Source organism: Vibrio sp. CUB2 (assembly GCF_001557945.1).
Lineage (GTDB): Bacteria > Pseudomonadota > Gammaproteobacteria > Enterobacterales > Vibrionaceae > Vibrio > Vibrio owensii.
Genome location: NZ_LNRB01000008.1, coordinates 267501 through 279606, shown reverse-complemented (window position 1 = coordinate 279606; position 12106 = coordinate 267501). Strand labels below are relative to the sequence as shown.

General features: G+C 46.7%; 10 protein-coding genes. 3 read left to right on the top strand and 7 right to left on the bottom strand.

Annotation, left to right across the window (positions count from 1 at the left end; all coding sequences use genetic code 11):
• Positions 1 to 57: 57 nt before the first annotated feature.
• The 3 genes from ATB78_RS15285 to ATB78_RS15275 form a co-directional block, all read right to left on the bottom strand.
• The gene (locus ATB78_RS15285) at positions 58 to 1305 is read right to left on the bottom strand and encodes an extracellular solute-binding protein (RefSeq protein ID WP_005434765.1); all 1248 of its coding nucleotides are present in this window, start codon (positions 1303 to 1305) and stop codon (positions 58 to 60) included.
• Positions 1306 to 1327: 22 nt separating this feature from the next.
• Complete coding sequence (locus ATB78_RS15280; protein ID WP_020195082.1) at positions 1328 to 2332, bottom strand: LacI family DNA-binding transcriptional regulator; 1005 nt, start codon at positions 2330 to 2332, stop codon at positions 1328 to 1330.
• 423 nt (positions 2333 to 2755) lie between these two features.
• Complete coding sequence (locus ATB78_RS15275) at positions 2756 to 4084, bottom strand: carbohydrate porin (RefSeq protein ID WP_061009105.1); 1329 nt, start codon at positions 4082 to 4084, stop codon at positions 2756 to 2758.
• A 447-nt stretch (positions 4085 to 4531) separates the two neighbouring features.
• On the opposite strand from ATB78_RS15275, the gene ATB78_RS15270 reads away from it, so the two are divergent.
• Complete coding sequence (locus ATB78_RS15270) at positions 4532 to 5722, top strand: GGDEF domain-containing protein (RefSeq protein WP_061009104.1); 1191 nt, start codon at positions 4532 to 4534, stop codon at positions 5720 to 5722.
• Between the two features lie 72 nt (positions 5723 to 5794).
• Here ATB78_RS15270 and ATB78_RS15265 read toward each other — a convergent pair whose 3' ends face one another.
• Both ATB78_RS15265 and ATB78_RS15260 read right to left on the bottom strand, forming a co-directional pair.
• The gene (locus ATB78_RS15265) at positions 5795 to 6076 is read right to left on the bottom strand and encodes a hypothetical protein (protein WP_038894988.1); all 282 of its coding nucleotides are present in this window, start codon (positions 6074 to 6076) and stop codon (positions 5795 to 5797) included.
• Between the two features lie 139 nt (positions 6077 to 6215).
• Positions 6216 to 6500: a pyrimidine/purine nucleoside phosphorylase gene (locus tag ATB78_RS15260; protein WP_005434752.1), complete on the bottom strand. Its 285-nt coding sequence runs from the start codon at positions 6498 to 6500 to the stop codon at positions 6216 to 6218.
• Between the two features lie 220 nt (positions 6501 to 6720).
• On the opposite strand from ATB78_RS15260, the gene ATB78_RS15255 reads away from it, so the two are divergent.
• On the top strand, positions 6721 to 7224 hold the full coding sequence (locus ATB78_RS15255; RefSeq protein ID WP_061009103.1) for a DUF2850 domain-containing protein: 504 nt from the start codon (positions 6721 to 6723) through the stop codon (positions 7222 to 7224).
• Positions 7225 to 7629: 405 nt separating this feature from the next.
• A complete protein-coding gene (locus ATB78_RS15250) occupies positions 7630 to 10170 on the top strand; it encodes a glycosyl hydrolase family 18 protein (protein ID WP_061009102.1) in 2541 nt (846 codons plus the stop codon).
• 118 nt (positions 10171 to 10288) lie between these two features.
• On the opposite strand, the gene ATB78_RS15245 is transcribed toward ATB78_RS15250, so the two are convergent.
• Together ATB78_RS15245 and ATB78_RS15240 are read right to left on the bottom strand one after the other, a co-directional pair.
• Positions 10289 to 11143, bottom strand: coding sequence for an alpha/beta hydrolase (locus tag ATB78_RS15245; RefSeq protein WP_038894993.1), 855 nt, complete (start codon positions 11141 to 11143; stop codon positions 10289 to 10291).
• A gap of 122 nt (positions 11144 to 11265) precedes the next feature.
• On the bottom strand, positions 11266 to 11856 hold the full coding sequence (locus tag ATB78_RS15240) for a TetR/AcrR family transcriptional regulator (RefSeq protein WP_061009101.1): 591 nt from the start codon (positions 11854 to 11856) through the stop codon (positions 11266 to 11268).
• Positions 11857 to 12106: the final 250 nt, after the last annotated feature.

The window sequence follows — 12106 nt, the reverse complement described above, 5'->3', positions numbered from 1 at the left end:
AACGACCTCTAATCAGGAGGGCACGTCGCCCTCCTTGCTTACCAAATGGCGAATTGCTTACAAATTACGGGTGCGGCGCTTAATCATGCGTTCCGCTTCTTTCAATGCCGTTTCAATGTCTTTGCCTTCATCCAACACTTCCATCAGTGCGTTTTCTAGGATGATAGAGCGAGCAACGTGGTCGCCTTTTGCCGGTGCCACTGGCTTGATGTTTTGTGCCACTTCAGCAAACAGTAGGCGCGCTTGCTGACCACCAAGGAATTCGATTTTCTCTTCGAACATTGGGTCGTCGTAAGTCGTGGTGTTTGCTGGGAATGCAGCGATGGTTTCGAAGTGTTTAAGCTGAATATCACGCTTAGTTGTCATGTATTCAATCAGCTTCCAAGCTTCGTCTTGATGCTTAGATTGAGTTGGAATCGATAGGAATGAACCACCCCAGCTACCATAAATACCATCAGGAAGGTTAGATACGCCCCAACTACCTGCTGTTTCTGGCGCGATCCAGTTGTTTAGGTGACCAAGTAGCCAAGCACCAGAAAGCTGAGTGGCGAATGTGCCGTTACGGAACCCTTCGTACCATTCGTTTGACCACGCAAGGATGCGGCCATCCAAACCTTTGTCACGGATCTCTTTCGCCACTTCAAACGCGTGAACAAAGCGCTCAGAGGTCACAACTGGGTTGCCGTCTTTGTCGAAGTAAAGACCTTCACCTTCAGGAACTGTAGTGAAGATGATCGCTTGTGCCACATCCGCAGCCGACGCGATCAATTGAACGTTTTGCTGCTTAAGTTTTTCACCCGCCGCGATGTAAGAATCCCAATCTTTGATTGCTTCGTTGATATCAATGCCCGCTTTTTCAAAAATGTCTGTGCGGTAGTACATGACACCTGGACCTAGGTCGACTGGCATCCCATACACATCACCGTCAGCACCTTTACCTTGTGCCCATGCATAAGGCGCAAAGCTTTCTGCGTATTTGTCTGCGCCGTATTTTTCAGACAGATTGACTAAGCCGCCTGAAGCAACGAATGGACCAATTTTTTCTACATCAACAACAATCACATCCCCTGCGCCAGAGCCCGTCGCCAAGTTAGTAGTCAGCTTCGTGTGGTGGTCACCGTGGTTATTCATCAGGTAATCCACTTTAATGCCGGTTTCTTTCTCGAAATCCGGTAGCAGAACTTTCAAGCTGCTATCGAAATCAGGGAAACCATCGAAGCGAATTTTGGTTTCGTCAGCCGCGTTTACCGTTGCAGCAACACCCAAGGCAGCGGTCATCGCAAGCGTCAAAGTTTTCAGTTTCATGTTGTTGTCCTTAATTATCGTTTTATAGGGTATGCAGTTCCTTGACTGAACTTCTCGGCACCAAGTTCGGCGACAGTTTGAAGTTCACATCTCGTTTGTTTTTATTGAGAATTTGAATCACGAGCTGGACAGCCTCAGCACTCATTTGCTCAATAGGGAAGTTAACTGTGGTTAGGGCTGGCGTGAGGTAACGCGCAAACAATATGTCATCGAACCCCACAAGGGAGATTTGCTCTGGAACGTCAACACCATGAGCTTTCAGCACTTCGTAAGCACCGAAAGCCATGTGATCGTTACAGGCAAATACGGCAGTAAAATGACAATCGCGCTTCAACAGCTTGCGCATTGCGCTTTCCCCAGACTCTTCGGTAAAACCGGCCTCGGACACCAACGCTTCGTCATACTCGATTCCCGCTTCTTCAAGAGCCTTGCGGTAACCTTGTAGACGCCCCCGTGCGTCAGATTTGTCCAGAGGACCGGTGATACACGCTATGTTGCGATGCCCCATTCGCAACAAGTATTCGGTCGCCAACTGGCCACCAAATTCGTTATCGATCTCAATACAGCTTTGCGCCATTTCAGGGATGAAGCGGTTAACTAACACCACTGGAATGCCCTTCTCTTTTAGATCGATGAGATAATCATCAGTCAGGTTTTGTGCGTGCAAAATCATGGCATCAACACGACGTCCAAGCAGGAACTCCACAGATTCACGCTGGCTTTGCTCCGAGTTAGAACCTGCCGTCACCACAACGTGATAACCAAAACGACGCAGACGTTCTTCCATGCTGTGCAGAATGCCAGAGTAAAAAGGACCACCAAGCTCTGGCACGATGATGCCAATGCTGCCGGTGCGGCTAGACGCTAATGCCTGAGCGATCGAGTTCGGACGATAGCCAAGTTCTTGAATCGCTTTCTCGACTTTCAGCTTCTTATCGTGACTCACTCGGCTGGTGCCGTTGATCACGCGAGAAACCGTTGCCTGAGAAACCCCTGCGTATTCAGATACATCTTTAATCGTCGCCACAAGAAACCTCTTCTACCTGAGCCTCAAGATTCAATTCTGCTTCGAGATAACTTGCTCGAAACCGCTTTCATGGCAGCTAGTATTTCTGATCCACCTAGGGGTTATCGTGAGAGAAATCACACCGAAATCCCTTTAAATACGGGCAATGTCAGAAAGAATGAAGCGGTTGGCAGTTTCGTTTCATGCCATGAAACTGTTTCATGAGATGGTTATTTCACGCTCAAATAAAACCAAGCAAAGGCATTGATTTCACAACTCTTTAATATCGATTCATGAATCAAAAACGGCGAACGAGAAACAAAAAAAAGAGCCGCAAATGCGGCTCAAAATAGGGTTAAGAATGGACAGTTTGGCGCTCAACTGGCTGCAATGAGCGCCATGACTAAATAGAGAGAGTTAAGATTGTAGTTTGAGATGGCTGGCTTACCACCAAGCTTCCCACATCGCGCCTAGGCTAACCGTATCTTGCTTAGGATCGTTGTTGGTCGCTTTGTTATCCACTTCACCCACTGTTGCGTAGAAGCGCAGCATCGGACGAGCACCCGCGCCCCAGTCAAACGCGATGTTTTGAGATAGCGTCACTTTCCAACCAGTGTTGTCATCATCCGCACGTGCGTAATCAACCATTTGGTAACCCGCTTCTAACCACGTTGAGTGCACATCATTCCAGAAGTACATCGGACGTACGATCGCACTGTAGTTGGTACGCTCGTCTTCCAAAGCATTTGAGCCGTCAATTGAGTAATCGTGGTACGCCAATAGGTATTCAACCGCAGCACTTTCACCGATGTCTGCGTTACCTTCGAAACTCGCGTAGATGGTTGTTAAGTCTTCTGTTTTCCAGAATACGCCGTTGTCGGCATTGTCAGAGTAACGCAACACTAAGCGGTTTGAACCACTGTCATGTGCACGAGAAATCACCGCACCCAATTGGTATGCGTCAATGTGTTCTGAGCTTTCAATGGCTTCAGAATCAAAACCATAGTTCGCGTAAAGTTCTAAATCAGCAAAGCCCATATCAATGCCGTGCAACTTAGAAGTGAATGCATAAGCGCCGCTGTCACCCGTTCCTGCACCACCGGTACATGAGATAGAAGGGTTTGAACCCGGGTCGACAATTTCTGGGCTACAATTTTCTACCGCTGCAACCACACCGAAATCCAGTTTTACAGAGCCAAGTTCAAGGTTGTTGATACCGCCGCCTTGGCCATCATGCATCATCCAGAAGTAGTCATTGATGCCTTGTTGTGGACGTTGGTGGAAATCACGACCCGCCCAGATGTAAGCATTAGGTTGGCTCTCAAGCACATTGGTTACGCCTGCGTACGCTTTTTTCACGTTCACTTCGTCGCCCCAATGGTCGAACATCACCACCACATCCCAGATCGCGCCGCTGTCGCTCTTGAATGCCTTACCAAACTGGAATTCGCCGCCGTTGCCTTCGTTACCCAAACGACCAATTGCCGATGATCCATTGAACGAACCATCCACCATTACATACTTCTCGTCGCCAGCTTGGTAATGTGCGCCATAACGCGCATAACCAGAGAAAACAACGCCAAGTGGAATCTCGATTTCTGGAGTAAGAACAGCAGGTTGCTGGTTGTCCACATAAGTTGGGTCAATGCGATTTTCCAACTCCTGAATTCGTTTTTCCAAAGCTTCTACATCAGAATCGGCAGCAAAAGTTGAGAGAGAAGCAAGCGAAGTGGCCACTGCAAGAGCGAGAGGTAAAACCTTTAAGTTTTTCATGTGATTTCCCTAAGTTTTTTGTAGGTGTAATTATTTCAATAGGGATCTTAAGGAATGAAACGTTTGAAAAGCCGCTACCGCTTCACATGGCAATCGCATTCAAAATGACATGAAACAACGCATGAAACTCAGAGTGATTTTTCTTGATTAAAATCATTCATTTATAAACATCCAACTTGTCGTTCACATTTTGAAATCGCTTTCATTTCACCAAATTGTTTAAGTGCTATCACGTAAATCTGTTCAAAATAAGTGCAATTTATGCCTGATCGTATGAAACGTTTCATAATCCTGAAAATTTTCACGCACCGTAAATTTCTTACAAATTCAACAACTCACACCAATAGTAAACATGACTCATATCACATTTAAACGCTTTGCTATTCCATATAGCACTAAATTACCACCTAGAATAGGCACTAAGTAATTCTTAAGTAGGGAAGCATAATGTCGAAATTGGCCGGAGCACGCCTAGAGGAAATGGCGGATATCCGATCGACAAGAAAGAAGAAGATCGTATTTCTCTGTTCTAGCATTGCCACCGCCTTCTTAGCGTACGGGTCCATCGTACACTATCTGCAAGGGAATTGGGGACTCAGCTTGTTAATCGGGCTGTGCTCTATTGCGTGTCTCACCATCAGTTATCTGATTAAGGTTCGAGGTCATCACCAATACGCCGACTTGTTGCTCACTGGCGTATTGATGTTCGATGGTCTTCTGTTGCTGCTTTATAACGACGCGCCATCGGGTCGCCTGTTGTGGCTTTACCCCATTGTTGCCGCCATTATTCTGATTAACGAATTCAAAGTCGGTTTGCTGTTCAGTGTCACCTACACTCTCATCATCTTTTTCGGTTTAACCTTTTTAGAGAGTGTGCCAACTGCTAGCGAAATGACCGAACGCCGCTTTATGTTCACCCTTGTAGCGATTTGCTTTGTTTGTCATACCTTCTCTTACTACTACTCAAAAGTAGTGAACTACATTCAGACCCTTTATCGCGAAGGGATTGAAGAACTCGCCTATCTCGACCAATTAACGGGCCTTGCCAACCGTTGGAGCTTTGAAACCTGGGCGCGTGCGAAACTGGAAGAGTTAGATCAAACTCAAAGCAATACGGTCACTGCTCTGGTTTTCCTCGATATCGATAACTTCAAGCACATTAACGACAACTACGGACACGATGTCGGCGACCGCGTGTTAAAACACTTTGCGACACGCCTGAAAAACAACATTCGTAATAAAGATAGAAAGACGGATAAACACGACTACTCTATTGCGCGCTTTGCTGGGGATGAGTTTGTGTTGATGCTTTACGATGTGCGCAGCAAGAAAGATTTAGACCGAATCATGGATCGCATCGTCAACTTGTTCCAAAAGGGCTACCACTCGGAAGACAACATCAACGAGCTGACCATGAGTATTGGGGTCGCGATTTACCATCAAGATGCCAATGATCTGTCTGAGCTAACACGCTGCGCCGATAAAGCCATGTACGCAGCCAAGCACACAGGCAAAAACCAGTACGCGTATTATGAGCACTGCTCACACGCAGAAGAGTTGCGCCATCAAAGGCACTCTTTGGTTGGAGCAATGGGCAGTGAAAACGTCACGTCTATTCAACGTGACGCAAGTTTGTAAGAAATGTCGATTGGCGTGTATTTGCGAACTGGCTTGTACTTGCCAATAGAGGAAAGGCAACAACCACTTACATTAAGCGAACATGTACATCGCCCACAAACCGCCAAGTAGAAAGGTCAGCAACCATATCACTTGGCGCGTTTTACTCGGTTTGTCTTCTTTTGGTGGAATAACAGGCTTGAGCGCTCGCTCTTTTATTTTACCGACCAAGCTGTTTTCGATCGCACGCTTATAGAAAGCACGGCGCTTTTGAGCTGCGTTGGCCACTTTCGTAAAGCGGTGTCTCTGCTCAGTTGTAAATTCTGTCGCCTCATAGCGAGGAGGGAGATCAGAATGTTTAGGTTGTACTGCCATCACTTCCTCCTTGTTGATGGGTGCACCTATCTTAAGTATATACAAAGTTATCAGTTTGTTGCTAAAAACCTTTACGTCTGAATAAGATGCATGAAAAAAGCCACCCGAAGGTGGCTTTCATCTCAATTCTGTTTGTCGCTTATAGATACTCACACAAGTACGCTGTTGCGTCTTTTACTTGCAGCTCAAATGATGAGTTGCCTTCTACCTCAAAGAACTCACCGCTGTTGTATGTTACCCAATCAACGTCGCCGGCTTTCTTTACGATCAATGCACCTTTGACAACGCTCATGCGCTCTGGCGCTTGAGTGCCAAACGTATACTCACCTGGCAACATCACACCAACACTAACGTCCTGTCCTTGTTGGTTAAAACCCAGTGACTTTACGCCACCAGCAAAATAACTGTTTTCCTTAATACTCATTATTGGTTTCCTTATCAAAAATCAGCTCTTTTTTACCCTGTTTCGGTTTACGACTCAAGTCTCTACATTGACCTTTCGTTAAAGGCTAAATTCTCAATAACTGTGTTTCGGAATGTAAAAGTGGACATCAGATCATAATTTCACCGTCTCAAAGGCAAGATTGTTTGTTTTTGCGGCTCAAGCTTCTCACCATAATAAAAAAGGAAAGTAAGCAGGGATCATGACCACCACACCGCGCCGTAAACGCAATCAGAAGCCAGAACCGCAACCCTCATTTTGGGCTCGTCATCAGTTCAAAATCATCAAAGGGGGCTTTGCTCTGTTCGGCTGCGCATTGGCTGGTGTGATTAGCTATCAGCTTTATGCTTCTTATTTGGATTACATTGATCCGCATAAAGTCTATGGGGAATGGATTGAGATTGGTGCGCCGCCATATCAAACCGAGCAGCTTTCTTTTACACCCGACGGAGTTTTTCGTAACCATCGCCTCATCGCAACGCAATTCGAGTTTGACGGCAAAGTGGTCACCCTCAACACAGGATTGGGAATGACAGAGTACCAGCTGTCCGGCTCCCACCTCTCTCCACAAATTCGCCGCATTGAACCACGCTTGCCCGACCAACGTTTTATTCTCAAAGGCTATGAACACACTGTTCAAGGTTCAGAAACAGGAGCAGCGTCGAAACGTCGCGCCGCTCTGAGTGAACATTTCAGCCGCAAATAGCTTTTGGTCTATCAATTAGCCTTCGTCTACAAATCGCTTTTCCCAACAAAACATCTTCTGTATACGAAACAAACACTTTTGCTCGTAACCTGCTCTATTGCATAATAAAAATTTAATTTCACTCGCAAAATAACGCATGCGAACTGAGTAAGCGATTAATTAAATACATGCAAAATATTTATAAAATCTTGGCTCGATATTGAATTTTCACTGCAAAAGTATGTATCTTGTAGTGAGATTTAGGTAACACGGTCGAAACTTGATTTATTTTTTTTTGAAAAAAAATAAGCCTCTGAAATGCTCAAAGGGATGCTTTTGCACAGTGTGTGAATTGGTTGTCTTTTCTGTCGCAGGAGCAGCTTATGTTCGTCAATGAACATGAATTCAAGGATTGAGAGAGAAGTTATGATTCGATTTAACCTATGTGCAGCTGGGGTTGCCCTAGCATTATCTGGCGCTGCAAACGCGGCTCCTACCGCACCAAGTATCGATATGTACGGTTCCAACAACCTGCAATTTTCTAAAATTGAGTTGGCAATGGAAACCACATCTGGCTACAACGACATGGTTAAGTACCATGAACTAGCCAAGATCAATGTGAAATTCAACCAGTGGAGCGGCACATCTGGCGACACTTACAACATCTACTTTGATGGTGTTCAGGTTGCAACTGGCCCTATCACTGGTAGCCAAACCACAGCGTCGTTTGAGTACGGCCAAGGTGGTTTGTACCAAATGGAAATCGAAGCGTGTGATGCAACAGGCTGTGCCAAGAGTGCACCTGTAGAGATTACTATCGCAGATACCGATGGTTCTCACTTACCACCTCTAACCATGAATGTTGACCCGAACAACAAAACCTACAACACAGACCCAAGTGTCGTGATGGGTACGTACTTTGTTGAATGGGGCATCTACGGCCGTGATTACACTGTCGACAACATGCCAGTCGACAACCTAACGCACATCCTTTACGGCTTCATTCCAATTTGTGGTCCAAACGAATCTGTGAAATCGGTTGGCGGTAACAGCTTCAACGCGCTGCAAACAGCATGTCGCGGTGTGAACGACTACGAAGTGGTTATCCATGACCCATGGGCAGCGTACCAAAAGAGCTTCGCGCAAGCAGGCCATGAGTACAGCACGCCGATCAAGGGTAACTACGCAATGCTAATGGCGTTGAAACAACGTAACCCCGATCTAAAAATCATCCCATCTATCGGTGGTTGGACACTGTCTGACCCATTCTTCGATTTCGTTGACAAAGCTAACCGTGACACGTTTGTCGCGTCAGTTAAGAAATTCCTGAAAACGTGGAAGTTCTACGACGGTGTGGACATCGACTGGGAATTCCCAGGTGGCGGCGGCGCTGCAGCTGATAAGGGCGACCCAGTAAACGATGGCCCAGCATACATCGCATTGATGCGTGAACTGCGTGCAATGTTAGATGAGCTAGAAGCAGAAACTGGCCGTACTTACGAGCTAACTTCAGCAATCGGTGTGGGTTACGACAAAATTGAAGACGTTGATTACGCAGACGCAGTTCAGTACATGGACTACATCTTCGCGATGACTTACGACTTCTACGGCGGTTGGAACAACGTTCCTGGTCACCAAACAGCACTTTACTGTGGCTCATTTATGCGTCCTGGTCAGTGTGACGGCAGCGGTGTTGATGAAAACGGCGAACCGTACAAAGGCCCAGCTTACACGGCTGACAACGGCATCCAACTACTACTAGCGCAAGGCGTTCCTGCGAACAAACTTGTTCTAGGTACAGCAATGTACGGCCGTGGTTGGGAAGGCGTAACTCCGGATACGCTAACCGATCCAAATGACCCAATGACAGGTACTGCAACAGGTAAACTGAAAGGCAGCACAGCTCAAGGTGTTTGGGAAGATGGCGTGATTGACTACAAAGGCATTAAGTCATTCATGCTAGGTGCGAACAATACGGGTATCAACGGCTTTGAATATGGCTACGATGCTCAAGCAGAAGCACCTTGGGTGTGGAACCGTTCGACTGGTGAGCTGATCACATTTGATGACCACCGCTCGGTATTGGCAAAAGGTAGCTACGCAAAATCTCTAGGTCTAGCAGGTCTATTCTCTTGGGAAATTGACGCAGATAACGGTGACATCCTGAATGCAATGCACGAAGGCATGGCAGGCAGTGTCGTTCCTCAACCAAACCGTAAACCAACGGCAGCAGCAGGTGCGGACCAAGCAGTAACAGGTCCTGCAAGTGTTGTACTTGATGGCAGCAACTCAACAGACTCTGATGGCACAATCGCAAGCTACGCTTGGGAACAAGTATCTGGTACTGCAGTGGCTCTATCTGGCGCGAACGCAGCGACAGCAAGCTTCGATGTAGCAGAAGTTGCCGCTGAAGAGCAGCTAACGTTCAAGCTAACTGTCACTGATAACGAAGGTGCAACCGCTTCTGATCTTGTTGTAGTAACGGTTAAGCCAGCAGGCGTGATTGATCCACCAAACACTGCGCCAGTTGCACAGGTTTCTGCACCAGCAACAGCAAACGCAGGTGACGTGGTTGTGATAGACGCTTCGGCTTCTAGCGATGCAGACAACGACACGCTAACGTTCGACTGGACGCTACCTCAAGGTCTAAACGCAACGGTTAACGGTGCAAAAGTCACGTTCACAGCAGCAGAGTACCCACAAGACACTAGCCTAAGCTTCACTGTAAGCGTAAGCGATGGTCAAGCGGCCTCCACAGCGACAGCAACCGTTGTTGTTGCAAAACACACCACTGGCGGCGGTACATGTACTAACGCTTGGGATGCTGGCACAGTTTACAACGGCGGTGACCAAGTGACGCACGCTGGTAAGACTTGGGAAGCGAAATGGTGGACTCAAGGCCAAGATCCTAGCCAATCTGGCGAATGGGGTGTTTGGAAAGAAGTTGGTCCAGCTAACTGTAACTAAGCACTGCTAAAAGCGTTGTGATTCAACATCACTCGCTTTCAATAGAGTTATAAAAGAAAAGGACAGCTTCGGCTGTCCTTTGTTGTTCTATCAAAATCTAGGGAATGCTTTTCAATAATCAGCTTGCTTCAATTAAACGATCGAAGCTCTGAAATACCTCATCACACTTCATCACGCGTCCATGGCCTTGCCCTTGGGTCGTCACCAACTCCACTCGCTCAATCTCACTTGCCGCCTGCGCAGATACGCTGTGCTTAGTAAACTTGTCTTGCTCATCGTGAACAATGATGGTTTTCGCTTCACGTTCGGCTAAGCGTCTCTCTGGGTCAATCGACTGCAATGGGTAGTTAAACTGATCTTCCACTTCAGAAACCACCGCTTTGAACAGCTTCATTGAATAACCCGAACGAGCAATGCTGCCAAACAGGTTTTCAACGTAGTTCAATACTGGCGCAATCAATAACAAAGGCTTGTTTTCTAATTTGCTGTGACGACACTCTAACGCCGACGCCGTACCCATGCTGTGTCCAACCAAACCGGCCACGTCTTCCACCGAATCCAATACATCCTCTAGGCCACGAACAAACGCAGGGATGTGCCCGTACTGACCATCACTCTCACCATGCGCAGGGTGGTCGTATGCTAGTGCGGTGTAACCCGATGCGGCAATGTGTTCCATCAAAGGGTAGAACTGGCTCGCTGTCCCCGACCAACCGTGAGTCAACACCCATACTGGGCCGCTACCAAGCTGATAGGTTTTAATTGCTCCAGCATGACCTTGGATTTCACTTTTGATAAGCCCCTGTGGCTCGGCATTTTTTGGCTGCGTACGCGCAGGGGTAAGCAGCAATTTACGCGCAGTCTTTTTTGCGTGTGACGGTGCTAGCGTGTGGTGCAAACGCGTGCTGATGTTGATTAAACTGCGCTTTACGCTGAATTTCTGCGAAGTATTGAAGTAAATTTTCTCACTCATGATCGTTTCCTTAGCTATCAGCTTTGCACAAAATAGAACGGTCGTGCTTTTTAAGCTGATAAGAAAGAGCGCTCTCCGTCGCCCTTTGTTATGAATCTCTTACTATGCCCGTTACCGCGGGGCTAGCGCTTCCATCGAATAAACAAGTTATCGATGCCTTGCCAGAACAATCTCTGGCTCTCTTCTTCCCCTTTGATCGAGTAAAATACGTGTGCACTTAAGTACTGCCCGTATAGATCAAAGGTCGCTTGTCGCGTATCTAAGTCCGCCACAAACTCTTGGTTTTCTTTGCCTTTCTTGATCTGAATTTCTAGGTAATTCAACCAAGTATCAATTGATTTACGCAATGCTGCTTGCAACGTACAACCTTCTTCTGCGGTGTCGTTCCAAGCATCGAGGAACATGCAACTGCCTTGAAAAGAGTGGTTCCACGTCATCCAAGCATCCAACAACCCACGCACTTTACGCTCGATGTTGCTATCACCCAACTCACGCGCGGGCGCAATTACGCGCTCAGCAAACACTTGGTTGGCAAACTCCAATACCGACAGCTGTAAGTTCAGCTTGGAATTGAAGTGAGCAAATAGGCCGCTTTTCGACATACCACACTGCTTTGCAAGCTCACCAATAGTGAGGCTCTCCAACCCGTTTTCACTCGCGAGTTGGAATGCACGCTGCAGTATCAGCTCTTTGGTTACTTTTCCTTTTTTCATAAATACATTTTTAGCACGGTCGTACTATTTTGCAAATCACCAATTTACTGGTCAAACCATCCTATATGTAGGAAAAAGTTTCGTTGGAACTATTTCCACTAAGTTGAAACTCACGGAAGCTGGGGTAAAAATTAAAGATTCAACCTTTGAAGTTAATAAGATGGTAAGTCTCTCCATGCCACTAAACTCGATAGTATCGAGTAAAAGAAAGGTGACCATCATGATTAATACACATATTATCGGTACCAAC